Below are 23,747 nucleotides of genomic sequence, written 5' to 3'. Positions count from 1 at the left end.
CAATCCCTCCTATATATGTAAAATCAATTGCGTTTATTCAGCGAACAAATATTCTGTTGTTAACATGTGGTGGATAACATTGGGGATAACTTTCTGGTTATGCACTTTTTTATACACAAAATATTCGACCGGTATGTGCATAAGTAGCGTATATTGTTTATAAAATGTGGATAAGTCGTTCGAATTTACGACGATAAAGGTGGTCTTCATAGTGCCATTCAAACTCAAGCTCTGCTTACTAATTGCGATAGCATTCTTCTCCATGTTTGTTACCCTACTTATTGTGGACCAATATTCGATGTTTCGCAATATGCACAAAAATCTTGGCAGCATGCTGAGCAAAGCATCTGTACAGCTCTACGAAACGCTGTCTTTATCAAATAGCGAGCTTGCGGCGGGCATGCCTCTTGATGCAAAGACGGAGGAGCAGCTTAATAGGCTGATTGAAGACTGGAAGCGGTGGGATGCTCGCATTTTGGATATAACGATATTACGCCCTCAGGATCATGAGGAGCAGATTACAAGCGTAGCTAGCTATGATATTATTTACGGCAAGCAGAGCCTTTATAATGCCGAGCTTGAACAAGAGCTGATTAATCTGACAGCCAAGGATCGTCTTTATCGGGTCAATGAGATCGAAATGGACGGAGCCGCTTATTTAAAGAGCTACTACAGCAATGAAAATATGCAGCCCGCTGTTATTCGCATCGTCTACAGCTACGAATACTTTCAGGATCGGGCTGCGTATAAGGTAAAGGATTGGCTGAAGTATGCAGGCATCTTTATGTTATTTATTTTATTTGGCAGCTATTTGCTGTCGGGGATGTTGCTCCGTCCACTTAAATCGATATTGTGGAAGGTCAATGAGGTGTCTCACGGCCGCTTTGATTCGTTCATTAAAGTGAGAAGCAGGGATGAGTTTGGCCTGCTTGCTGTGAAAATAAACGCGATGTCGCAAAATCTCAGCATTTATATGGACAAGCTGCGCAATGCTTTTGAAGAAAATCGCCGGATGAAAAATTTTTTGAAATCCTTCATTAATCATACGAGTGATGCGATCCATGTTGTCGATTTGCAAGGTATCATTATTCAAGTGAATCAAGCCTTCGAGCAGCTTTATGGCTATACAGCAGAAGAGGCGCTTGGCAGCCCCTTGACGCTCATACCGGAAAGCCACCGGGGCGAGATGAAGCTGATCATTGCTTCGCTCCTAGCGGGCAAGGTGCTCCCTGCACAGGAGTCGAAGCGTTTAACGAAGTCGGGAGAAGTTATCCCCGTAAGCGTGACGATATCTCCGATTCGCGATAGTGCAGGCGAGGTGAAGGCGTTCGCGAGCATTACCCGCGACATGAGGAGCCGCAACAAGATGGAGGAGCTGCTGCGCCGCTCCGAGAAGCTGACAACAGTTGGACAGCTTGCGGCAGGTGTCGCCCATGAAATTCGCAATCCGCTGACGACACTGCGAGGCTTTCTCCAGCTTCAACTGAAAAATCGTACGGGCAATACCGAGCATACAAGCTTGATGCTTTCGGAGCTGGATCGCATTAACCTGATTGTCAGTGAATTTTTGATTTTGGCAAAGCCGCAAGCGACACAGTTTACCGTTAAGGATGTTAAGCAGGTGCTGCGCGATGTGCTGCTGTTTCTTGATAGCGAGGCTCACCTGCATAATGCGGAGTTTCTGACTGTCTTCGCCGAGGAGCCCTGCCTGATTTCCTGTGAGGAAAATCAGCTCAAGCAAGTGTTCATTAATGTGCTGAAAAATGCGATTGAAGCGATGCCGACTGGAGGACCCATTTACATACGCTTGAAACGAAATACGGGCCACATTACGATAGAAATAGCAGATGAAGGCATTGGCATACCAGAGGAACTGATTTCGCAAATCGGCAGCCCATTCGTAACGGGCAAAGAGAGCGGTACCGGACTTGGCATGATGGTCAGCCAGCGTATTATCCAGAGCCATCAAGGCATGATTGATATTCAAAGCCAAGTGAACGCCGGAACAACGGTGACGATTACGCTCCCTGCTTTGAAAGACGAGGGCGACGAAGGTATACTAGTAGAAAAAGCAAGCGCTGCAGGGTTATATTAATAGCAGAATGAGCGGCATACATGAATGAGGTGAGCGCAAGTGAGAATTAATAAATTTATTAGTGAAACCGGTTATTGCTCGCGAAGGGAAGCGGACAAGCTTGTGGAGAACGGACGTGTGACCATTAATGGCAACACGGCGCTTCTAGGCAGTCAAGCTGAACACGGCGATGATGTGCGCATTGACGGCAATCGTATTGGAGAACATAAAGGTCATGTGTATATCGCCTTAAACAAGCCTGCCGGCATCACTTGTACAACCGAGCTGCATATTGAGGGCAACATCGTTGATTATGTGCGCCATCAGGAGCGGATTTTTCCGATTGGCAGACTCGATAAAGATTCGGAAGGGCTTATTCTCATGACGAATGACGGCGATGTCGTGAATCCGATTTTGCGTTCGGAGGGCAAGCATGAGAAGGAATATATTGTGACGGTAGATCGTCCGATCAGCGAATCATTTGTCATTGGCATGTCGGAGGGCGTCAAAATTTTGGGCAGCATGACGTTGCCCTGCAAAGTGACGCGCAGTGCAGAGCGCGTGTTCCGCATCGTATTGACCGAGGGGCGCAACCGCCAAATCCGCAGAATGTGCGAAGCTTTTGGCTATCATGTGCGTAAGCTTCAGCGTGTCCGCATTATGAACATTCAGTTGGGCGAGCTGCCTAACGGCGAATGGAGAGACTTGACGGAGCTGGAGAAGGCGCAGCTGTTTGATTTGCTGGATTATACGCCAGCGTCTTCGTCATCGACTGCGCAAGCAGGTTCTAAATCAGAGTCGAATGAATAGTTAGAAATGGTCGTATCATGCGAAGGAAGCAGCTCGAGCGAAGGTTCGAGAGCTTTCTTTTTTTATAAAATTAGGAAATAACAACGAGGGGTTGAATTAAGATGCTGTACGATTTAAAAGGTGAGGCGAATATGTCGCCTATTGTGGGGATGCTATATTCTGCTGTAAAAGAGAACAGTGAGCGACTAAAATTCATCACAAGCGGCATGTCGCAAGAAGAAGTAGACAGCAAGGGGCCTAACCATCATTCAAATAGTAAGGCTCAGTTAATCAAACATATCCTCTATGTTGATCTGAACTGGGTTTATAGAATAAAAGGACAGCCGCTTCCGCAGTTAATAAAAGAACAATATGGTCCCATGATAGATGAACATAATCGGCTTCCCATGGTTCAAGGAATACCCTTGAACACGCTTATTTCCAACTATGAAGATGTATTAAATATGTTGAAAGAAGCATGTACACAATTATCAGATGCTGATCTAGATAAAGTTGTCACTTTCGGCCATGCCAATGAAAAGCAAGCAACCATACGTTGGGGATTATGGCATATGGCTGATCATAGCCGCTACCATCAAGCCCAAATCAACCAGCTTAGAAAGTGGTATAGTGAAAAGGCTCTGTCGAAATAAAAGCACTAATGCGATTACTTTCATTAACAGCAAAAAAAGCCGTCGCTTCCGATGCATAAGCATGGGGGCGGCGGCTTTTCTATTACCCATTCGTGCTGCCAAGTCGGCTATTCTTTTGGTTTGATTTTAAGCTCCTGCGCTTTCTCCAAATCGACATAGTTGCGGATAATGGATACTTCAACGCGGCGATTTTTCGCTCGGCCTTCCTCGGTGTCATTGCTGGCAAGCGGGCGATTTTCTCCGTAGCCGCTTGCGGTAAATCTGGTCGGTGAGAGCTGTTGGTTTTCAAGCAAAATATCCATAAAACGTACAGCACGGGAGGTGCTTAAATCCCAGTTCGATCTGAAGAGATAGGTGTTAATCGGTTTGTTGTCCGTATGTCCCGAGACAATAATTTCGTAGTCTGGGTACTGCTGGAGCATCGTGCCGATGGAAATGGCGAGCTCGCGTGAATCTTCCTTCACTTCAGCGCTGCCGGATGCGAACAGTGCCTCGTCGCTAATAGTAATCATCAGTTGGGACTGGTTGAGCTTCGTCTCCAGGTCGGAGGTGAGACCATTTTTCTTAATATAGTCATCGATTTGCTTCTTCAGCTTCTCCAGATCCTCTTGCTCCTGCTTCATCAGCTCTTCACGGCGCTTCTGCGCATCGTCCTTCTCGTCATCCCCAGCAGCTGGCTTTTGTGTTGAATCGTTAGGTGACGGTTCCTGCTTGTCTCTTTGATCACCCGTAGTGACTGCGGCTGGGTCGGTAAGCAGGCCTGTACCGCCGGTGAAGGCGATATTGAAGGCGTTGCTCATTTCCTCGAATTTTTTTACGTCTACCGAGTTCATTGAATACAATACGATAAACAGTGCCAGCAGCAGAGTGAGCAAGTCGGCATAAGGAATGAGCCAGGATTCGTCAACATGCTCCTCATGTTCTTCGTGCCTATGCTTTTTGCTCAACGGCCCCTTCCTCCTTCTCCCTCATCTTCTCACGCTCAGTCGGAGTCAGGAATACCGACAGCTTTTGGTTGATTGCGATGGTGGATACGCCTGATTGGATAGAGAGCAAGCCTTCTACCATCATTAGACGAATTTGAACCTCGGCTTTAGAAAGCCGCTTGAGTTTGTTGGCAAATGGATGCCATAACACATAACCTGTGAAAATACCGAGCAGCGTTGCGATAAACGCTCCGGCGATAGCATGGGACAGCTTCTCAATGTCACTCATATCCGACAGGGCGGCAATCAGGCCGACCACGGCGCCGAGTACCCCGAGTGTAGGAGCGTATGTACCCGCTTGGGTGAAAATAAGCGCGCCGACTTTATGGCGGTCTTCCGTCGCCGCGATGTCCTCAAGCAGAACGTCACGAACGAACTCCTGGTCGTTGCCGTCGATAATCATCCGCATGCCGTTGCGCAGGAAATTATCTTCGATTTCATCTACTTTAGCTTCAAGAGCGAGCAGGCCTTCACGGCGTGTAATGCCGGCCCATTCCATAAATTGAGTAATGAGTTGCTCACGTGAAGTCAAGTTCTGCGTGCCAAATACCATTTTAAACAGCTTGCCGATTTTTGTTAGCTCTGACATGGGGAAAGCGATCATTACGGCTGCGACGGTACCCAAGATGATAATCATGTAGGCAGCAGGATTCAAGAGACTGGAAATGGGAGCTCCCTTGACGACCATCCCGCCAAAGATACCTATGATAGCTAGAACAATACCGATAATAGTTGAATTTTTCATTATACACCCCGTCCAATACAATTTCGAAAGTTCTCTATTTATATTATCGACAGAAGGGGGCGGTGAGATTAGACCTGAAAAGGATTTAAACAGAAAGGCATTAAAAATTGTGAAAATGAGGTAAAATGAATCATATAAATCAGTGAAAAGGTGGAACCTTATTATGGGCGTAAAGCATGCAAGGGAATATGCGGATATATTGAAGGAACTGACAACAGCGGTTAGCGCGATTGAGGGGAGCTACTCTTTTTTTGAAATGGAAAAGGAAGAGTGGGAGGCATTGGGAGAAGAAGAAAAGCACGAGGTGATGGAGGCGTTGGCCGACGATGTGTTTTTCGGATTGGGCGAGCAAGCGCTGATCGAGGTGGGCGCAGGCAAAGTTTCCTATCACGCGAAGCATCATGTCATTGAGGTCGCACAGGGCGATAATGTGACGCATATGGTGCGGTTGATTTAGAGCATAGGGCGAGCAGGGCGTTCGGAGCCCGGACAGCTGGGGGAAAAATCGGTCTTAGCGAACGCTGTCACTTCTTTACATCGAATGTCGATTCCGCTACAATAGGGTCTAACTTTAACAATGGAAGAATATATGACATCGTTTTTATGTAGAGGAGCACGCGATGAAGGACCGACAAACGATGCGAAAGATACCGGAATCGCTAGGCCTTAAGGGCGAGCAGCTTGCTGCCTTCTATCAGCCTATCCTGGCGATGGACACCAGAACCATTATGGGGTATGAGGTGCTGGGCAGAGCCTGTGCAGGCGAGCGCGTGCGAAGCTTGGGGCCTTTTTTTGGAGACGCCGCCATTTCGGTAGAGGATCATATTGCGGTCGATCGGATTTTGCGGGAGCAGGCGATGCGCAAGCTGGGTGCGGAAAATTCCGAGTCGCTGCTGTTTATTAATTTAAAGCCGAACTGGATTCATCGCTATCGGCAATCCGGCGAGCTGTTTACGCTTCAACTGATTGATAAATACCGGATTGATCCGCGCCGCATCGTCATCGAGATTACCGAGGAAAGCTTTAATGGCCCGATGGATGAGCTGCGTTCCATTGTGGATCTGTATCGTTCGAGAGGCTGTCTCATTGCGATTGATGATGTAGGAAGCGGATTCAGCAGCACGGATCGTATCGCCCATATTCAGCCGAATATACTGAAAATCGACATTCATATGATCAAAAAGAGCGCTACGCACAATGGCTATCTAGGTGCCCTTCGCTCTTTCTCCGCGCTGGCCGAGCAAATCGGTGCGTCGCTGCTTGCTGAAGGAGTGGAGACGCGCCAGGATTTGGTGCGTGCGATTGAAGCAGGTGCCCGCTATGTGCAGGGCTTCTTCTTCTCCAAGGCCGAGCCGGAATTTCAGCGGGCGGATCGTTTCGCCGCAGCGCTGGAGGCCGAGCTTGCGGAATATGTCCAGCAGCGCTTGCGCACCGAGAGGAACTGGCAGAAGGAAGCGGCGCAGCTTGCTGCATGCATCGACAAGGAGCGAGCTTTCGCTTTCGGCCGAGAGGGCGAGTCAGGAGCAGGCAACGGGTGGATTGCCGGACTGCTGGAGGAGCTGCCGCCGAGCTGCGTTCGCATTTATTTGTGCCGGGAAGATGGCATTCAGCTATCGGCCAACTATTGCAGGGTGGAGGCTGGCGAGTGGGTGCGGCAGGATGAATATTATGGGGCGAATTGGAGCTGGCGCCCCTATTTCATTCCTACCATTGCGCAGTTAAGCGAGACGCAGCGCACCCTTGTGTCGCGTGCCTACGTCGATTTGGATACATGTGAATGGATTCGGACCGTATCGGTCCTTGCTGGTCCCGGCCTTATTTTATTTGCAGATATGAAGGATTATGAACAGCAGACGGATCGGCAACGAGAGGACGCTGCTTGCAGAACCACGACAGGATGAAAAATCCGGCGTCGTGGTTCTTTTGTTGGGATATAGGAAAGGATATGATGGTTTCAGCCCTTCTCTATATTTCTCCGCGAAACGATAGCTTTGCCGCCAGATGACGGCTTCAGCCGTTTACGCTTGAAATATAGGAAAGGATATGATGGTCTAGCCCTTCTCTATATTTCTACGCGAAACGATAGCTTTGTCGCCAGAGGACGGCTTCAGCCGTTTACGCTTGAATGCGAGCATAGCCATGATAAAGGTGGGGGCGATGAGAAGTGTATCATGATTTCAAGCTCATAGAAGGCCGTCCAGTATCGATTCAAGTGAAAGATTATATGAAGCGTTTAATGATAAAAGGCGCGCTGCAGCCTCATCAGAAGCTGCCATCGACACGCGAGCTTAGCGTATTGCTCGGTGTGAGCCGCAATACGGTCATTGCCGCTTATGCGGAGCTGGCGGACGAGGGCCGTGTATATGCCTTGCAAGGCAAAGGCAATTATGTATCAGAGGATTCGGCGGGCAGCGCCGCCCCAGCGTCCTTGTCCTGGCAATTGCCGTGGAAGGAGCGTCTAAGCAGGCAGGCTTTGCTTGCGGAGGAGCTGGACCTCATGAAGCGGGGCATTCGCGCAGGCAAGAGTGCGATTTCTTTTACGAGCATTGCCCCGGATGAGAAGCTGTTTGATCTGGATCATGTGAAGCAGGCGTTTCTGGGCCGTATGTCGGTGGAGGGCCATGTACTGTTGAACTATGGCTACGCCAAAGGCTATAAGCCGCTGATTCAGTATTTGATGACCTATATGGAGAACAAGGGCGTGGATGTGCAGGGCAAGGATATGCTCATCACTGCCGGATTTACGGAAGGATTTGACCTTGTGCTGGCTGCACTCCGGCAAAAGCACGGCGCAGTTATCTGCGAAAATCCGACCCATCATACCGCGATAAAAAACCTCAAGCTGCACGGCTTTGACATTAAGGGCGTTACGATGGAGCCGGATGGCATCCATTTGGGGGAGCTTGAACGGGCTTTGGAGGAGCGCTCCTACGATTGTGCCTATTTTGTTCCCTCCTATCACAATCCGACAGGCATCGTGATGTCGATGGAGAAACGGCTGGCGCTTATGCAGCTTATGAGCCGATATGAAATTCCCGTCATTGAAGACGGATTTAATGAGGAGCTTCGTTATTCCGGAGCGCATGTGCCGCCGCTCATCGCATCGGCGGGCAGCGGCAACAGCGTTATTTATATTGGAAGCTTCTCAAAGGTGCTGTTCCCCGGCCTGCGGGTCGGGTGGGTGCTCGCAGACCGCGAGCTGATTGATTATTTGGAAAGCATGAAGCGGGCCCGCAACATTCACACCTCGACGCTTGACCAATCGCTGCTCTATCAATATTTGCATAATGGCAATCTGCACAAATATTTGAAGCGGGCGCGGACGGAATACAAGCGTAAATACGAGCTGACGCTGCAAGCCTGCAAAGCCTATGTTCCCTATGAGACGTTGTCGGGGGATGGCGGGCTGCATCTGTTTGTGACCTTTCGGGAAGCGTGCAAGGTTCGGGAGCTTCTGGAGGCGTGCTCGCGGCAAGGCGTTATTTTTACTTTAGGCCATCATTTCTTTACGGATGGACGGGGCGGCAATACGCTGCGGCTAGGGTTTTCCCGCGTGGCGGATGAGGATATTGTGCATGGTATTCGAATTATCGGCGATACGGCAAAACAGCTGTGGGGCCTTTCATAAGGAATAGAGCGACAACTATACATTTGATTATTTTGAAAAGGGGATGCAGGCATAATGGTGCAGTATAACGTTTCACCGCTTGTAAAGAGCTTGCCCGCTTCGGGCATTCGCAAGTTTTTCGATATGGCCGGGCAGGATGAAAATATGATTTCGCTGGGCGTGGGCGAGCCGGATTTTGCAACACCGGAGCGCGTGCGCGCCGCGTGCATACGAGCGCTGGAAAGCGGTCAGACGATGTACACGCCGAATGCCGGACTCATGGAGCTGCGCGAGGAAATCGCTCATTACTTGGGGAGCAGCTTTCAATTGAATTACGAGCCGAAGGATGAGATTCTGGTGACGGTGGGCAGCAGCGAGGCGATTGATCTGGCGATGAGAACCTTGATTTGTTCGGGTGATGAGGTGCTGATTCCAGTTCCCAGCTATATCGCTTATTCGCCCATTGTAGCGCTGCAGGGCGGTAGTATTGTAAACGTTGAGACGCATGAGCAGGAGCAATTCAAACTAACGGCACAATCGCTGCGGGAAAAAATCACCCCGCGCTCCAAGGTGCTGCTGATCAACTATCCGAACAATCCAACGGGTGCGGTCATGTCCTATGAGGATTGGCTCCCCATTACTGAGCTGGTGAAGGCGCATAATCTGATCGTCGTCTCTGATGAGGTATATGCGGAGCTGACTTATGAGAGCCAGCATGTAAGCATTGCATCGCTGCCTGGCATGCAGGAGCGGACGATCGTCATAAATGGCTTCTCGAAAGCTTTTGCCATGACAGGCTGGCGTATTGGTTATGCCTGCGGCCCTGTGGAAATTATTTCGCAAATGCTGAAAATTCATCAATACACGGCAATGTGCGCGCCTATTATGGGACAGATTGCTGCTCTGGAATCGCTGCGCAGCGGATTGGCAGACAAGGATCTAATGAAGGAGGCTTACAAGCAACGCAGGGCGATGTTCGTGGGCGGCTTGCAGCAGCTGGGACTTTCCTGCCATATGCCGGAAGGGGCGTTTTATGCTTTTCCATCCATCGCCCATACGGGACTAAGCTCGGAGCAGTTCGCCTTCAAGCTCATGAAGGAAGCGGGCGTGGCCGTCGTGCCAGGGCATGTTTTTGGACCGGGCGGAGAAGGGCGCATCCGCTGCTCTTATTCGGTATCTTCAGCAAAGCTGTCGGAGGCTTTGGAGCGAATGGGCTGCTACATGAGCCAGACGAGGCAGGCTCATGTAGCAGCAGTTGGAGCGGGTCGGCGGTTGATGGGAACGGAGCGGAAAGGGCTAGGAAAGGAAGGGGAAGAGAGACGCTAGGCTTCTTCCCCTACTCCGTAAACCATGCAATGAAATTCCGCCGCGCCTTGCGAGGTCGGGCGGATATACGTGTCGGTAATGCGGAAGCCTGCCTTCTCGTATACGCGAATAGCGCGTGCATTCCAGGTCAGCACCTCCAAATCCAGCTCGCTGTTTGGAGCGCGGCGGCGAGCCTCCTCTACGAGCAGCGCAACAAAGGCGGTGCCTGAGCCCCTGCTGCAAAGCTGTGGATGCAGACCCAGCCCAAGCCGCAGCACTTCATCCCCTAGCGGGAAAAACTGTGCAAAACCAGCGAGCTCCCCGCGGTCGTCTAAAATAGCCGCATATTGCTTCTGGCGCAGCTCGGGATCACCAAACTCCATTTCGGCTTGCTCCATAACCTCCCATGCGGGCCATTGATAGATGCCGTAGGGCGGCTCATACCGCCAATCGCACAACTGCCGGGCATGGGAAGTATCCATAGCGGCAATCTTCCAGCCAAATGGCGGCTGGGCGCCAGCAGGAGCAGCATTTGTTTTTGTCATCCTTACACAATCTCCTTATAAACCTCAATCGCGCGAACGCGTGAAGCTTTCAAATCAACGATGGCATGCGGCAGCGGCATCGCCCAGCGTAAACGGGCATAACAGATTTTTCGTCAAAAACATTCAAAACTGCGCAAATCGTTTGAACGCATGTCTTTGCGGTGAATACATACATACATGCATGGAAACGAGCCCCCTTGTGTCCATGCCAGAAAACAGCAAAGCCGCAAGCTATTTGTCCGAAGACAAACAACTGCGGCTTTGCTGATTGAGACAGCAGCTTTTCGTTATGTAAGCGAAAAAAGCGTGGTCTGGCTCTATTGCTCGCTTGCGTACTTGTCGTAAGCGTCTTGGCTCATAACGCGTGTAGCTGACACGTAACGATCAGCATAATAAGACTCGCTAAGTTTGCTAATAATAACGCCTCTGCTCGAGGAAGCATGTGCAAACTTTCCATCACCTACGTAAATACCAACGTGGGAGATGCCTTTGCCGCTCGTGTTGAAGAATACAAGATCGCCAGCGATCAGGTCACTCTTCTTCACTTCACTGCCATCGTTCGATTGGGCTTGGGAAGTACGGGAAAGATCGATGCCCATTTTGTCGAAAACATACTTCGTAAAACCGGAGCAGTCGAAGCCTTTCGTAGTCGTTCCGCCGCTTTGGTAAGGTGTGCCAATCAGATCAGCGATAACACCATCCATCTTCGAACTCGCGAACACGCTGCCTGCTTGGAAAGCAAGCATTAATACAAGACCAACGAGTAGTGCAGTAACCTTCTTCAAAATTTGAAACTCCTTCCGGTGCCGACGAGGTTAGCTGTGGGGTTCGGTTGTGAAGGTTCCCTATGATTTCCAAGACACTTGAATCAAGCCGTCCAAGCATCGAAATCAATTCACCCAAAGTGGTTCCCCCGTATTTCTATACCTTTGCGGTATAAAAAATTAGGCTGGTTTAATTTTGCTCTGCGCTAATAATTCGTTTTTTTCATGTGATTTCCTCCTATATGAATGAATTTCTAATAATTCTCATGTAACCTTTCAGCTCAATTTAGCGTTAAAACAAGTTTCTTGCCTAATAAATGTTCGTTCTAACGCCGTACGTGGGGAAAAAAACTTTTTGTCAGTTTATATGAGAAATAGGCATCCAATATGCTATGAATCGTGTAGACAGGCAAGGATTATAGCGTAAAATGAAGATTTAGAGAGTTTGGGCTAGGTCACCCTATAGGCTGGGAATTAAATGGGGTCATTGTCCGCATGTGCGGGCTAACGGCAAAAAACCGATTGCGGCCTTTTGGCCGCAATCGGTTTTTTTATGAGAAGGACTTTAGAAAAATGAGAATAATAAATGAGAATTAGGCGGAGGGACTCTCATTTTTCTAAGGGTCTCAGCTCTGCTTCGATTGCAGGCAATCATATTGCGCAGCGAGCGTCCATACTTTTAACAAGGTGCGCAGCAGATGATAGGCTTGATGCATGATGAGTGCCAGCATTCCCGCCCAAGCGTAAGAAGGCCCAGATACAGCGAGCGAAGCGGCAATAGCCAGCAGCCACATCAGCAGCGAGAGGCCGGCATAAGGGAACAGGTTTCGGAGCGCATGGCCGAGCCAGTTCAGGGAGCCTGTGCCAGAGGCGGCGCCGAACTGCATAGCGAGCAGCAGCAGGTGAACGAGGAAGCTCCATAGCAGCCAGCCGCCAAAGCCCGGCAGCGTGCCTTGCAGCAGCTCGCTCAGCGAATGGCCCTCCATAAACAGCTTGAAGGCGCGAGGCAGCAGGAACCAGCCGGGCGCGAAAATAAGCAGCGTGCGCAGCCAATAGAGCAGCGTCACGGGCTTCCAAGCTTTGCGAATGCCTTGAAGAAACTGCGTTTCACCTGTTTCGCCCATATGATGCAGCGAGTAGAGCAGCCCTGCATTGAACAGTGGCGTCAGCAGCATGCGAGCAGCGAATAGGCCGCCCAGAAGCCACAAATAAGGATTGATCAAATCTGTTTTCGTCAATTGAAACTGAGCCTCGCTGAGGAACAGCGACACGGCTGAATCAGACGGATGCTGGAGTGGAAAGCGCCGCAGCAGCGGCAGTACAGTCATATCAATAAATCGGTAAAGGAAAAGTCCCCATAATAGCTGGTAAAGGAATAACAGAATGACGATATAGAAATGGCGAATAGCGAGCCGCCAGCCTTGCTTCATATGCTGCTTCATTTTTTAACCTCCTCTCTACCAGCCTACGGATGCAAGCAAGCCTTCAATAAGCTTCGTCAGGCCGAGGCTCCATCGAATACGCGACTGCTCGGGCACTTCTGCGCGCATAAAATTGTTAATATGCTTGTTGTCCAGCACATTGCTGTTTTTCGGGTCAACCGCTACCCAGGCGAGCGGCGCAGGGTGTACAACCTTGTATTGGATATGCGATTCGGAGGCATCCCATACTTTCGAAAGCTTTTTGCCGTCGGTAAAGGAGAATTCGAGCGGGATTGGCCCATTTTGCCCGCCATTGCGCTTGATCAGCACGGTAGACTCATACTCCGTTTGGCCGTCCTGCTCCACTTTTTTCACTCGAATAGCCTCTACTGAAAAATCCGCCATCAGGCTGCCGTATACATACTGGTGAAAATAGTCCTGCCATTTTTCCTTCGTAACTTGCTCAACTACACGCTGGAAATCGGACGTGGCGGGATGCTTGAATTTGTATTTTTGAAAATAGGTGCGCATAATTTTTGACATTGTCTTTGCTCCGACCTGCTTCTCAATGCCGACCAGCACAAGCTTGGCGCGCATGTATACATTTTCCGCGTATTCATCGCTGTTGTGATAGGCCCATGAAGGCTGCTTTAGCGGTGCAGGGGCCGTAATATAGCTGGCTTCCATAGCCAAGTTAGGCTCAACACCATAGGCGTTCTCCATCACTTTATCCTCGGCATACGAAGTAAAGCCTTCGTCGAGCCACGCTTCTTCGAACTCGTTCGATGCAACCATCCCATACCAATACTGATGACCAATCTCATGTACAACGGTTCGCTCGAGGCTGTAGCCAGGGTTACCGGATTCAGCTGCTAAAGCGGTCACGAGCGTTGGATACTCCATGCCTCCTGCGCCATTCGCACCCTTTGGAGGAACGATAATGGACAGCGTTGAATACGGATAATCGCCGTACCACTCCGCATATTTGGACAGTGCTGATTTCGCTGCATGCATATAGCGGTCTTTCAGCCCTTCGTGGGCAGGGTCCAAATAAAGCTTAATGCGTACACCCGGAATACCTGCTGCTGATAAAGTGTCCTCCGCATATATGAAGTCCGGTGAGGCTGACCAAGCAAAGTCATGCACATCCTCAGCATAGAAATGATAGCTGCTTGTGCCATTTTGCGTCACAGCTTCCCTGGTCTGAATGCCGGCAGCAGCGACCTTAAAGTTTTCTGGCACTGTAATGTGGGCGCTATACAAGCCAAAATCACTGTAAAACTCCGAATCCCCATGATACTGGTGGACGTTCCAGCCTTCATTCGTTCGGCCGCGTGTGCCAGCCAGCTCATAAACGGCAAGCTTCGGAAACCACTGGCCCGCCATAACAAAGTTCCCGGAATAGCCCATGCGAGCGAACACCTCGGGCAGCTTGACCTCATAGGTCATGGAGAGCGTTACTGATTTGCCCGGTGCGACGGGAACCGGGAGCTTGAGCTTCGTCAGCGTATAGTCGTCCGTATTTCCGTCATCAGGCTGAACATAATGCAGGCGGGGAAGAAGGCTCTCGCCCTCCAGTGTCTGCAAGGTGAGCAGCTTCAGATAGCCTTGGCTGTCGGCCGTAGCTTTGTCACCCCGCAGTTGGCCGCCAGACTCGCGCATGAACGTCGACTTTTGGGATTGAAAGGCATTGGGGTATAGATGAAAATACAGCTCGGAAACCGTTTTTTTGCCTGGGTTCGTCCAAGTCACGGTCTGGGAGCCATCCAAATATCGGATATCCTCCCGAAGCGCCACTTGCATGTTGTATTGGACGACTCTTTTGCTGAGCGTCTGTACCGTTTCAATCTGGGCAGAGTCAGGCTGTGCTGGTGCTGCCGGGGCAGGCGGCTTGGCCGTTTGTGGAGCAGCTTGTTCTGCTGCTGTTGTTGTCGTGAGACCGGCCATGCCAATCGGGTCTGAGGCGCCAGAGGCGTACGTATACTGGGATAGCCAAGCGTTGCCGAAGCCATGATGCAGCGACAGTCCGAGCAGGACGGCCGAGAGCATAATGAGTGCGATTCGTTTGAAAGGTCCTGGAGTCATTGAACGTTTCCCTCCCGTTGACAAGCATCTACAGCATGTATATGTCGGCTTGTACCGGAATAGTCTTGTGGATTTTTGCAGCGGCGCTGATGAAGGCGTGTAGAGCGGGAGCCGCTTGCGGATTCGGCAGGAAATTGTGCCGTGTGCGCTTGTGTTATTGGGGAAAAACGTTCAAAATGGAAAGGAGAGATTGGCTGCAAGCTGCTGCGGCAGTACAATAGATGAAATGTGACGAGAGGACGTGTACGAACGGATGGAACAGCAAGGACAACCGGAGAAAAAAGAAAAGAAATCACTCGCGCTAAATGTCGTGAGCAACAAACAGCATAAAGGCTTTGGTGCAGGCACCATTGATTTAAGCCAAGTATCTTGCGTTATTATTGATGCGGGCGTCGCTTATATTGACGACGGCGCGATGCATGCCAAAAGCAAAGTAGAGCGCGGCATCAAGTTCTCGCCTAATAAAGAGGATACGCCGAATGGCCGCCAATGCTGGATTGTGTGGGTTGCGGTAGAACGTGGAGAGAACGGCACGAACTACGCTGGCGCAACGGCTTGCGAAATGTGGATCGACACGGAAGCACGCCGCGGCTGGAAAATTCTCGCTGACCATGTCAACAAGCTTGATCATGCGATTAAGCGCCGCTACAACTTGGGCGAGCTGAGCGCGGAAGAAAAGACTGCTTTCCGCAAGCTGTTAATCGAGCATAATGAAGAATGGTGGAATAACTCTTCCGATGAGCTGAAGCAGGCTTTGGAGGCATAGAATGACGGACAAAATGGCCAAGACAGCTTCTGACTGGGAAGCTTATATGTGACGGGTTCCGCCCCAATGCAGCAGCGATTGCTGCGCTGGAGCGGAGCCTTTTTACTTTTTTATAAAAAATATTGCTGCAGGTGCAGGGGAAAGCCATGGTTTTGGCGTCTATTATAAAGGGAAGGGGGAGAGAGAGATTCAAGATGAAGCATGGTTAATAGCGCTCCGCGACGGCGGGCCTGCGGAATTCCAGTCATTCGTGCAGGAATATGGCGCTCATATTTATAAAACGGTTTATGCTGTGCTTCATTCGCCGCATGATGCGGAGGATGTTACCCAGGAAGTGCTGCTGCAAATTCACCGCTCTCTCCCCGAGTGCAGGCTGGAAGGCTTTAAAACCTGGGTGACCCGCATTGCTGTAAACCGTGCGATTGATTGGAAGAGGAGCAAGGCACGCAAGCCGGAAGAACTGAGCGAATTTGTGGACAATCTGGGACCCGGCACCGATGGGCAAGGAACCGCAATGCCAGCGGAGCGCGCTGCGATCGAGCGCGAGGAACAACGCTACATAAGAGAACAAGTAGAGCAGCTCCCGGACAATTATCGCGAAGTCGTAAACGCCTATTATATAGAACAGAAATCATACGAGGAAATTTCGTCCTCAACCGGACTGGAGCGCAAAAGCGTAGAATCGCGCCTGTACCGGGCAAGAAACTGGATCAAGCGGCACTGGAGAAGGGAGGACTTTGAATGAGTCATCATGAGGAGCACAAGCATGGCGAGAGTTCGAGGACGAAACAGCAGGGCAAGCAGGTTGAGCGGCCGTTAGAACAGCAGACCATGCCCGTGACGGATGAAGCATCCTCAGCATGCAAACATTTGAATCATGTGGAGGCTTCCCTTCTGGAGCAGTATGTGGCGAATGTGCTTTCCGAGCTCGAACGCGAGCAGATCGAGCGGCAGCTTGCTGAATGCGACGTGTGCTTAGAGCAATTTATGCTCGTGTTGGAGGCGGATATGGCGGAGAGCACCGCTACTTCTGAGCCTCATATAGCTGGAGTCGTTCCAGGAGCCAGTTTGTTAAATCAGGCGATTGAGCTCCCGGATTTTGAGCAGATGGGCCACAGGCTCAGCAAGCAGCTGTTCGGAGCGTCGGAATCCGAAAAACAGGAGCAGCTGTCCGTGCCGGGTCCGTTCCTTCAAGAGAAATCATACCGCCGCAGATCCTGGCTCCAGCATCCGGCAACCCATTATACCGCTGCTGCGGTCATTACCCTGCTGCTGCTCGGTACAGGCGTACTAAACAACATTTCGCAGGAGCTTGAAAAAATAGACCATAGCAGGCTGCAGCATAAAGAGGAGCAGCTCATCCGAGACAAGGAGCAGCGCGAGTCCTCCTGGTCGCAGCAAATGATGAACCGCACATCCCTCTGGCTGGACGGCATCGCCTCCAAACGGTTTAAATAACGAATGATGAAGGAGAGATTAAGGAATGAATAGGGAGAAAAAGCCCCTTGTTGCGCTGCTGCTGTCCATGCTGCCGGGTTTTGGCCATGCCTATCTGGGGCGTCCAATACGATTCGTGTTATATGCGGCGGGAGGGTTTGGACCGCTAGGTCTGCTTTTGCTGATTGCTATGGCGAGCTCTATTGATGACGATACAGCCTTTGTTCTATGCTTGCTGTCGTTTCTATTCTGGGGCATCAATATGCTTGATATGATTGTAACGCTTATTGGCAGGCGGCAGCCGCATCCGAATGAGGCCGCCTATGGTGTGGGAGCACCTCCAAGTCCAGATCAGATGTACAGCAACATCCCGCCAGGAGCGATGCGCGCACAAGCAGACATCTTAACCTACAGCGAGCAGAAGGAGCGTACGAACACGCTGCTGCTCTCCATCGTTCCCGGTTTGGGCCATATGGCGCTTGGGCTGATGCAGCGGGGCATTGCTTTTCTCGTTGCATCCATCGGCTTATTCGCAGTTGTTATTTTTATATCGATGGTAACGGGAACAGGAGAGTTTCTTATTTTCCTGCTAGGCGTGCCCGTCATCTGGATTTACAGTATTTTTGATGCTTCACAGCAGCTGCATCGCAGGAAACGGGGCGAGCCCTTGGAGGATCGGCCGTTTTTTGAAGAGATGGAGGAGTACATGAACAAGGGGCGCAAAAATAAAGCGCTCGCTGCAACGCTATCGCTCTTTCCCGGCGCAGGGCATCTCTATCTCGGGCTTCAAACACGCGGCCTGCAAATTATGGCCGGCTTCCTCGCCTCCGTCTATTTAATGGATGCGCTGCGGCTGTCGATGTTTCTATTCCTGATGCCGCTATTCTGGTTTTTCGCTTTCTTCGATGTCATGCGGCAGCTGTCGACTGAACCGCAGGAAGGCTTAAAGGATCAAGCGATTATTACGCAGTTTGCTCCTTATCAGCGCTGGATCGGCATCGGTCTGCTGCTGATCGGGCTGTATTTTATGGGTGATCGTGTTCTGGCCGAATACGCAGCGAATTATTTTCCAAGATGGTATGCCCAGTATCAAAATATTAAATATAATTTGCCAACCGCCCTTGTAGCTTTTGTCATGATCGCCGCTGGGCTGCGCATGGCATTTGGCAGAGGGTTCCAACGAAATAAGGGGCTTCCCCCTAAAGATTGGACACCAACGGAATCGCTGCGGAAGGGGAAAAGCGAATGAAGCAGTGGCGTGTAGGCACGCTTTCGATGGGCGTTGCCTTATTATTGATGGGAATCGCTGTGGCGGTTTCCATCTGGAGCGGCACAGGGGCATACGATATGCTGCTGTGGGTGGCACCGCTTGTGTTTATTTTGCTCGGTGCAGAAATTTTATTGTACATTTGGTTTGCGGGCAGCGAGCGGACAACGCTGCGTTATGATTGGATCAGCCTGTTTATTGTAGGGATGATCGGAAGCTTCAGCCTGGCGATGGCGGGACTGATATCAACTGGGATTTTGGATGAATTCCGCGGGGCGATGCGCCAAATGGAACGGACGGCTCTTATTGAGACGGCGCCCATCTCCGTGCCGGAGAAGGTCGATAAAATCGTCGTGCAAGCACTCCGTCCGGTAAGTGTAGATCAAGTAGACGGCGGAAAGGTGCAATTGCTGGGGCAGGTGCAGTACTGGGCTGCAGAGCCGATTGATACTTCAGAGCAGCTGGTTAGCACAAGCGTAGTGGGAACGGTCATGTATGTCATGGTCGGCGAATTTGACCGGCATAATGGCCCGCTTCAGTCGAATATGTATAACGCTCAAATGACGCTGGTATTACCAAAGTCGATTAAAATAGAGCAACGCGGGTTTTAAGAACTCATTTGATAGGTATAAAAGAACATCGAAAGCGCCTGCCCCGATTGTTACCGGGAGCAGGCGCTTTCGATGTTCTAGCGGGATAGCGGCAGCCAGTCAAGGACGCGCTGGATATTGCGATCCCAGTAGCCCCACTCATGCATGCCCGGCTCCTCTTCATAGGTGAGCGTCAGCTCGTAGTCCTCCATCGCTGCCTTGAAGCGAAGATTATCCTCATACAGAAAATCTTCTGTCCCGCAGCATTGATAAAACTTCGGCTGTTGTTCAGGAGCAAGCGCAGCAGTAGAGGCTAAAAGGTTAAATAGATTGCTGGGCCCAGCTTCGAGCTTCTCCATACTGCCGTACAACCGTCCAAACTCGCCTTCGTCCGTATAAGAGAAGTCCGGATGCTGGAGACGGCTCGCAACATCAAGCGCGCCAGAAAGGCTTGCCGCAGCGGCAAAGCGCTCAGGATGATGCAGTCCCAGCTTGAACGCGCCGTAGCCGCCCATCGAGAGGCCGGCGACGAAGTTGTCCTCCCTGCGGGCTGACAGCGGGAAGAAGGAGCGGGCCACCAGCGGCAGCTCCTCGCTGACAAAGCTCCAGTAGCGGCCACCCTGCTCCATGTCTGCATAAAAGCTGCGATGCACGCCAGGCATGACGACAGCGATCCCTTTGCTGGAAGCATAACGTTCAATTGACGTATAACGCGTCCAGGCGGTATGGTCGTCCGACAGCCCATGCAGCAAATACAGTACCGGATATTTGTAATCCGTTCCTTCCTTGCGGGAAGAAAGGTCAGCTAATGACGGCTGCGGCAAAATAACCGACATGCCGGTCGAGAAGCCCAGCTTTTCTGAGTAAAAATCACATTGAAACAAGGCCATTGCGATGGAACCTCCTTGTTAGCACTCCTGATAACCTCTTCATATCGTGAAAGCTGCTGCGTTTATTTAATGCCGGAAATCGAATAATTCTCAATAATTTGCTTCTGGAAGAAAATAAATACGATAACGACGGGCAGTACCATGAAGGTGGAGCCCGCCATTTGCAAAGCATAGTTGCTGCCATGCTCGCCCTTAAGCAGAGCCAGACCGACGGACAGCGTGTAAAGCTTCTCGTCATTGGCGATAATGAGCGGCCATAGGAAGCTGTTCCAGCCTCCGATAAACGTCAGAATGCCTTGAATTGCTAGAATGGCTTTGGAGATCGGAAGCACGATTTGAAAGAAGGTGCGGACTTCACTTGCCCCATCCAATCGGGTCGCCTCCAGCAGCTCATCGGGAATCGTGGACATAAATTGGCGGAACAGGAAGATACCGAATGCGCCAACGAAGCCCGGAAGCACGATGCCGATCATCGTATTCGTCAAATGCATTTCATTGAGCAGCAGGTAAACAGGAATCATCGTTACCTGGCCGGGAATCATCATCGTAGCGAGTACGAGATAGAACAGCTTATCTTTGCCTTTGAACTTGAACTTGGCGAATGCATAACCAGCCATTGCGTTCAGGAACAAGCCGATGAAGGAGAAAAAGACAATCAGCAGCGTATTGCTCAAATACGTGCCAAAATGCATATTGACGAACAGATTGCTGAAGTTTTCGAACGTTATATTTTTCGGCCACAGTGTTGGAGGCAGCTGCTTAACCTCGCTTTCCGTTTTGAACGCCGACATAATCATCCATACGAACGGAAGCATCATTACTATCCCGCCGCCAGTCAGCAAAATGCCGAGCAGCCATTGAAGGGCTGTGCCGCTTTTTGTTTTCGGTGCCATAATTTATTCCCCTCTCCTTTCCTTAAACATCTGTTTCCTTGTTCTGGAACTTGAATTGAATGAGCGTAATGATGATTATGGAAATAAATAGTATAAAGGATCCTGCCGCAGCATATCCGAATTTGCTGTATTGGAAGCCGTTGTTGTAAATGAACAAGGCTACGGACATCGTGCCGTTAAGCGGTCCGCCTTTGGTCATAATGAGCGGCTCTTCGAAAAATTGAATCCAGCCAATCATCGTGGTGATGGAAACGAAGAAAATAGCATAACGCAACAGCGGAAGCGTAATCGTCCGCATTTGCTGCCAGTTGCTAGCTCCGTCAATTTGCGCAGCTTCATAATAAGAGCGTGGAATGCCTTTGATAGCCGCGATAAAAATAAGCATATTCAGACCGATCGCCCGCCATAAGGCAAGAATGATCAGCGAGATTTTGGCGATAATCGGATGCTGAAGCCACTGGACATCTGGAAGATGCACAAGGTTCAGCAAATAGTTGAACAAGCCAAGCGATGGGTTGTACAAATAAGTCCATACGACCGCAACGGCAACAACGTTGGTTACGGACGGCAAATAGTAAATAACGCGGAACGTTGTAAATACTTTGGATTTGCCGAAATTAATTAGCAGCGCAATCGCTAGCGACAGGGCGATAACAGACGGAACGCCAATAATGACATAATAGATCGTGTTGGTAATCGCTTGGAGAAATAAGGGGTCAGTCAATACGTCCAAGTAGTTTTGCATGCCCACAAACGAAATGTTGGATACATCGGCAAGGCCGGCGAGATCCATATCTGTGAAGCTGATGACCAGCGCAATAACGATGGGCAGCAGGGAGAACATAGCGAGCAAAATCAAAGTTGGCGCAATAAAGAAATAAGGGGTTTTATTATTCAATATGCCTTTCATCGGCTAAGTCACATCCTTTAAATTTACGCTTGAGCGCAAATGGACAATAATAGGGATAACCGACAGCCCTATACAAAAGCAGCTGCCGGCTAAAAGATTATTTAATTAATTTCTCAGCTTCAACGTTCAAAGCGTCCATTTGCGTCTGCACGTCAGCGTTAGCGCGATAAATTTGCTCAAAGTGAGCTACATATTTTTGCGAAATTTGGTCATAAGCGGTGAGAGCGGGTGTTGCTTCAGCATGCTTCAGCTGCTCCCCGATGACTTGAAGGTTAGGATCAGCAGTCATAGAAGCATCTTGCCATACGCTTTGTACAGCTGGAAGCGCATCGGACAGCTCTTTCCATTTCAACTGAACTTCTGGTTTGCTCATATAGGCAATAAACTTAACGGCCGCTTCTTGGTTTTTGCTGTATTTGAATACGGTCAGATCAGAGCCGCCAAGAATCGAGTTGTTGTTCGCAGAACCGGATGGAAGAACAGCAGTTGCCCATTTGCCATCGATATCTGGCGCTTGCTCTTTAATTGGCTTGATCATCCAGGGTCCGCTGATGAACATCGGGATAACACCGTCGCCAGCAAAGCCTTGAACAGCATCAATGCCAAGATCTACAGGAGAAAGCTTCTCTTGATAGAAGCTGCCTACATATTTTACAGCGTCAACGAATTCCGGCTGATTGAACAAAGGTTTATTTTGCTCATCAAAAATCTTGGAACCGTTCTGGCGGGCAAACATAATGCCCAGAGTCGGCTCGCCTGGAACGAGGTCAATGCCGTATTTGCCTTCGCCGCGCGCAGTCAGCTTCGTTGCTGCATCCTTCAGCTCATCCCAAGTAGCAGGTGCTTTGTCATAGCCTACTTCTTTCAGCAGGTCGGTGCGATAGAACAGGACGCGAGTTTCAGCATACCAAGGAATACCGAACGTTTTGCCGTCAAATTGCGTTGTTTTTACGATACCGTCGAAAAAGTTCTCAGGTTTAAATTCAGGATATTGGTCGATGTAAGGCGTCAAATCAAGCAAAGCGCCCGCATTTGCGAATTCTGGCATCCAGGAAGTACCCATTTGCAGCACGTCAGGACCGGATTTGGAAGCAACAGCTGTCAGCAGCTTGTCATGCGCCGAGCCCCAAGGAATCACTTGCACATCTACTTTAATGTTCGGATTGTCTGTTTCGAATTGCTCGGAAATCGTTTTGAGCGTCTGCTCTTGATCGCCCATGCCCCAAACTTTAATCGTGACAGGCTGATCGCCAGTAGCGGCTTCGCCAGTTGTATTTGTATTATTGGATGAGCACGCTGTCAAAATACCTGAAAGCAGCATGGTGCTGATTAGTGCAGCTTTAACGGATTTATTAAACATTCTAAATCTTCCTCTCTTTATGAAGCTGTAATTTTAAGATGCAGTGGCATAAGTAAATGATGACTCTATTGTTGCCGGTTTATGCAATGGCGCTGGCATTAAAGTAACGGGCTTCCTTCTGAACATATGCCCTTAGCGACATGCCTCCTCTCCTATATTCCTGAAAAGCTCCCCTTAATATATAAGCCTTATGAAACATAGAAACGTTTCGATTTTAGATTATACGCGATTGCATCAGAAGATGCTAGTGACCATAGAAACGTTTCGATGTCATTATAAAACAGAATGTAATCGTATTCAACACATTTTTTTTGGCTATTGAAATTTGCTTCCGGGGCGTTAAAATGATAATAGAAACGTTTCGCTTATATGAAATTCGGATAATGGGAGCAATTGACGGGAAGTTGAAAACGTTCTATAATCCTTTTAGTTGTAAAATAGAAACGTTTCGATTGATTTCGGCAAATGCCGTCAATCTGCATCAACTTCGCTGGTATCAGCTGTTTATTATGCGTTTATTGATGAAAGCCTATGTATACAAATTAGCAAGCAAAAACGATTTCATTGTCCTTCTAGGACGAGCGAAGAGCTTTGTCGGAGAAATATAAGCCCCATTTATACATGAAAACTTATAAATTCTTATATTTCAAGCGTAAACGA

Annotated in this window: 22 protein-coding genes and 1 riboswitch; of the genes, 12 read left to right on the top strand and 10 right to left on the bottom strand. The window is 49.7% G+C overall.

The features are described from left to right. Positions 1 to 211: 211 nt before the first annotated feature. From ABEW34_RS18540 to ABEW34_RS18530, 3 genes are all read left to right on the top strand, one after another. Positions 212 to 2,095, top strand: a complete 1,884-nt coding sequence (locus ABEW34_RS18540) for an ATP-binding protein (RefSeq protein ID WP_430160616.1) — start codon at positions 212 to 214, stop codon at positions 2,093 to 2,095. 39 nt (positions 2,096 to 2,134) lie between these two features. Further along, a complete protein-coding gene (gene rluF / locus ABEW34_RS18535; protein ID WP_430160615.1) occupies positions 2,135 to 2,884 on the top strand; it encodes a 23S rRNA pseudouridine(2604) synthase RluF in 750 nt (249 codons plus the stop codon). A gap of 101 nt (positions 2,885 to 2,985) precedes the next feature. Further along, positions 2,986 to 3,516, top strand: a complete 531-nt coding sequence (locus ABEW34_RS18530; protein WP_430160614.1) for a DinB family protein — start codon at positions 2,986 to 2,988, stop codon at positions 3,514 to 3,516. A 107-nt stretch (positions 3,517 to 3,623) separates the two neighbouring features. On the opposite strand, the gene motB is transcribed toward ABEW34_RS18530, so the two are convergent. Both motB and motA read right to left on the bottom strand, forming a co-directional pair. Beyond that, entirely contained in the window at positions 3,624 to 4,463 is an 840-nt protein-coding gene (gene motB, locus ABEW34_RS18525) for a flagellar motor protein MotB (RefSeq protein ID WP_430160613.1), read from the bottom strand. Continuing rightward, a complete protein-coding gene (motA, locus tag ABEW34_RS18520) occupies positions 4,447 to 5,247 on the bottom strand; it encodes a flagellar motor stator protein MotA (protein WP_056035104.1) in 801 nt (266 codons plus the stop codon). Before motA ends, motB begins: the two co-directional genes overlap by 17 nt. Before the next feature lie 163 nt (positions 5,248 to 5,410). Here motA and ABEW34_RS18515 point away from each other — a divergent pair, with 163 nt between their 5' ends. The 4 genes from ABEW34_RS18515 (at position 5,411) to ABEW34_RS18500 (ending at position 10,180) form a co-directional block, all read left to right on the top strand. Further along, positions 5,411 to 5,704: a hypothetical protein gene (locus ABEW34_RS18515; RefSeq protein ID WP_056035103.1), complete on the top strand. Its 294-nt coding sequence runs from the start codon at positions 5,411 to 5,413 to the stop codon at positions 5,702 to 5,704. A 163-nt stretch (positions 5,705 to 5,867) separates the two neighbouring features. Next, positions 5,868 to 7,148: an EAL domain-containing protein gene (locus ABEW34_RS18510; RefSeq protein WP_430160612.1), complete on the top strand. Its 1,281-nt coding sequence runs from the start codon at positions 5,868 to 5,870 to the stop codon at positions 7,146 to 7,148. A gap of 263 nt (positions 7,149 to 7,411) precedes the next feature. Continuing rightward, positions 7,412 to 8,875, top strand: a complete 1,464-nt coding sequence (locus ABEW34_RS18505; RefSeq protein ID WP_430160611.1) for a PLP-dependent aminotransferase family protein — start codon at positions 7,412 to 7,414, stop codon at positions 8,873 to 8,875. A 54-nt stretch (positions 8,876 to 8,929) separates the two neighbouring features. Next, positions 8,930 to 10,180: an aminotransferase class I/II-fold pyridoxal phosphate-dependent enzyme gene (locus ABEW34_RS18500; RefSeq protein ID WP_430160610.1), complete on the top strand. Its 1,251-nt coding sequence runs from the start codon at positions 8,930 to 8,932 to the stop codon at positions 10,178 to 10,180. Here the strand turns inward: ABEW34_RS18500 and ABEW34_RS18495 are convergent. The 4 genes from ABEW34_RS18495 to ABEW34_RS18480 form a co-directional block, all read right to left on the bottom strand. After that, entirely contained in the window at positions 10,177 to 10,704 is a 528-nt protein-coding gene (locus ABEW34_RS18495) for a GNAT family N-acetyltransferase (RefSeq protein ID WP_430160609.1), read from the bottom strand. The genes ABEW34_RS18500 and ABEW34_RS18495 overlap by 4 nt on opposite strands. Positions 10,705 to 11,021: 317 nt before the next feature. Then, entirely contained in the window at positions 11,022 to 11,492 is a 471-nt protein-coding gene (locus ABEW34_RS18490) for a C40 family peptidase (protein ID WP_056035094.1), read from the bottom strand. Position 11,493: 1 nt separating this feature from the next. Then, positions 11,494 to 11,665: riboswitch (cyclic di-AMP (ydaO/yuaA leader) on the bottom strand. Positions 11,666 to 12,094: 429 nt separating this feature from the next. Next, positions 12,095 to 12,910 (bottom strand): hypothetical protein, encoded by an 816-nt coding sequence (locus ABEW34_RS18485; RefSeq protein ID WP_430160608.1) that lies wholly within the window; start codon positions 12,908 to 12,910, stop codon positions 12,095 to 12,097. A gap of 15 nt (positions 12,911 to 12,925) precedes the next feature. Beyond that, entirely contained in the window at positions 12,926 to 14,974 is a 2,049-nt protein-coding gene (locus tag ABEW34_RS18480) for a M1 family metallopeptidase (RefSeq protein ID WP_430160607.1), read from the bottom strand. 253 nt (positions 14,975 to 15,227) lie between these two features. Here ABEW34_RS18480 and ABEW34_RS18475 point away from each other — a divergent pair, with 253 nt between their 5' ends. The 5 genes from ABEW34_RS18475 to ABEW34_RS18455 all read left to right on the top strand — a co-directional run bounded on the left by ABEW34_RS18475 (position 15,228) and on the right by ABEW34_RS18455 (position 19,055). Continuing rightward, entirely contained in the window at positions 15,228 to 15,740 is a 513-nt protein-coding gene (locus ABEW34_RS18475; protein ID WP_430160606.1) for a YwhD family protein, read from the top strand. A gap of 250 nt (positions 15,741 to 15,990) precedes the next feature. Further along, a complete protein-coding gene (locus tag ABEW34_RS18470) occupies positions 15,991 to 16,485 on the top strand; it encodes an RNA polymerase sigma factor (RefSeq protein ID WP_430160605.1) in 495 nt (164 codons plus the stop codon). After that, positions 16,482 to 17,198: a hypothetical protein gene (locus tag ABEW34_RS18465; RefSeq protein ID WP_430160604.1), complete on the top strand. Its 717-nt coding sequence runs from the start codon at positions 16,482 to 16,484 to the stop codon at positions 17,196 to 17,198. The genes ABEW34_RS18470 and ABEW34_RS18465 overlap by 4 nt, the downstream gene beginning before the upstream one ends. A gap of 25 nt (positions 17,199 to 17,223) precedes the next feature. After that, the gene (locus ABEW34_RS18460; protein WP_430160603.1) at positions 17,224 to 18,426 is read left to right on the top strand and encodes a hypothetical protein; all 1,203 of its coding nucleotides are present in this window, start codon (positions 17,224 to 17,226) and stop codon (positions 18,424 to 18,426) included. Next, positions 18,423 to 19,055 (top strand): hypothetical protein, encoded by a 633-nt coding sequence (locus ABEW34_RS18455; protein ID WP_430160602.1) that lies wholly within the window; start codon positions 18,423 to 18,425, stop codon positions 19,053 to 19,055. The genes ABEW34_RS18460 and ABEW34_RS18455 overlap by 4 nt, the downstream gene beginning before the upstream one ends. Positions 19,056 to 19,132: 77 nt before the next feature. On the opposite strand, the gene ABEW34_RS18450 is transcribed toward ABEW34_RS18455, so the two are convergent. The 4 genes from ABEW34_RS18450 to ABEW34_RS18435 form a co-directional block, all read right to left on the bottom strand. Next, positions 19,133 to 19,924 (bottom strand): alpha/beta hydrolase, encoded by a 792-nt coding sequence (locus tag ABEW34_RS18450; protein ID WP_430160601.1) that lies wholly within the window; start codon positions 19,922 to 19,924, stop codon positions 19,133 to 19,135. A gap of 62 nt (positions 19,925 to 19,986) precedes the next feature. Further along, positions 19,987 to 20,817: a carbohydrate ABC transporter permease gene (locus ABEW34_RS18445; protein WP_430160600.1), complete on the bottom strand. Its 831-nt coding sequence runs from the start codon at positions 20,815 to 20,817 to the stop codon at positions 19,987 to 19,989. A gap of 22 nt (positions 20,818 to 20,839) precedes the next feature. Then, positions 20,840 to 21,727, bottom strand: coding sequence for a carbohydrate ABC transporter permease (locus ABEW34_RS18440; protein WP_430160599.1), 888 nt, complete (start codon positions 21,725 to 21,727; stop codon positions 20,840 to 20,842). 97 nt (positions 21,728 to 21,824) lie between these two features. Continuing rightward, positions 21,825 to 23,087, bottom strand: a complete 1,263-nt coding sequence (locus tag ABEW34_RS18435; protein WP_430160598.1) for a sugar ABC transporter substrate-binding protein — start codon at positions 23,085 to 23,087, stop codon at positions 21,825 to 21,827. Between the last annotated feature and the right edge of the window lie 660 nt (positions 23,088 to 23,747).

Source organism: Paenibacillus algorifonticola (assembly GCF_050481745.1).
Classification (GTDB): Bacteria; Bacillota; Bacilli; order Paenibacillales; family Paenibacillaceae; genus Pristimantibacillus; species Pristimantibacillus algorifonticola_A.
This window is presented reverse-complemented; position numbering and strand designations above follow the sequence as displayed.

Bases quoted from the DNA above. Each gene is read 5' to 3' on its own strand.
- ABEW34_RS18530 (WP_430160614.1), top strand. From the start codon at position 2,986: ATGCTGTACGATTTAAAAGGTGAGGCGAATATGTCGCCTATTGTGGGG.
- motA (WP_056035104.1), bottom strand. From the start codon at position 5,247: ATGAAAAATTCAACTATTATCGGTATTGTTCTAGCTATCATAGGTATC.
- ABEW34_RS18515 (WP_056035103.1), top strand. From the start codon at position 5,411: ATGGGCGTAAAGCATGCAAGGGAATATGCGGATATATTGAAGGAACTG.
- ABEW34_RS18510 (WP_430160612.1), top strand. From the start codon at position 5,868: ATGAAGGACCGACAAACGATGCGAAAGATACCGGAATCGCTAGGCCTT.
- ABEW34_RS18500 (WP_430160610.1), top strand. From the start codon at position 8,930: ATGGTGCAGTATAACGTTTCACCGCTTGTAAAGAGCTTGCCCGCTTCG.
- ABEW34_RS18495 (WP_430160609.1), bottom strand. From the start codon at position 10,704: ATGACAAAAACAAATGCTGCTCCTGCTGGCGCCCAGCCGCCATTTGGC.
- ABEW34_RS18485 (WP_430160608.1), bottom strand. From the start codon at position 12,910: ATGAAGCAGCATATGAAGCAAGGCTGGCGGCTCGCTATTCGCCATTTC.
- ABEW34_RS18480 (WP_430160607.1), bottom strand. From the start codon at position 14,974: ATGACTCCAGGACCTTTCAAACGAATCGCACTCATTATGCTCTCGGCC.
- ABEW34_RS18475 (WP_430160606.1), top strand. From the start codon at position 15,228: ATGGAACAGCAAGGACAACCGGAGAAAAAAGAAAAGAAATCACTCGCG.
- ABEW34_RS18465 (WP_430160604.1), top strand. From the start codon at position 16,482: ATGAGTCATCATGAGGAGCACAAGCATGGCGAGAGTTCGAGGACGAAA.
- ABEW34_RS18460 (WP_430160603.1), top strand. From the start codon at position 17,224: ATGAATAGGGAGAAAAAGCCCCTTGTTGCGCTGCTGCTGTCCATGCTG.
- ABEW34_RS18455 (WP_430160602.1), top strand. From the start codon at position 18,423: ATGAAGCAGTGGCGTGTAGGCACGCTTTCGATGGGCGTTGCCTTATTA.
- ABEW34_RS18450 (WP_430160601.1), bottom strand. From the start codon at position 19,924: ATGGCCTTGTTTCAATGTGATTTTTACTCAGAAAAGCTGGGCTTCTCG.
- ABEW34_RS18445 (WP_430160600.1), bottom strand. From the start codon at position 20,817: ATGGCACCGAAAACAAAAAGCGGCACAGCCCTTCAATGGCTGCTCGGC.
- ABEW34_RS18440 (WP_430160599.1), bottom strand. From the start codon at position 21,727: ATGAAAGGCATATTGAATAATAAAACCCCTTATTTCTTTATTGCGCCA.
- ABEW34_RS18435 (WP_430160598.1), bottom strand. From the start codon at position 23,087: ATGTTTAATAAATCCGTTAAAGCTGCACTAATCAGCACCATGCTGCTT.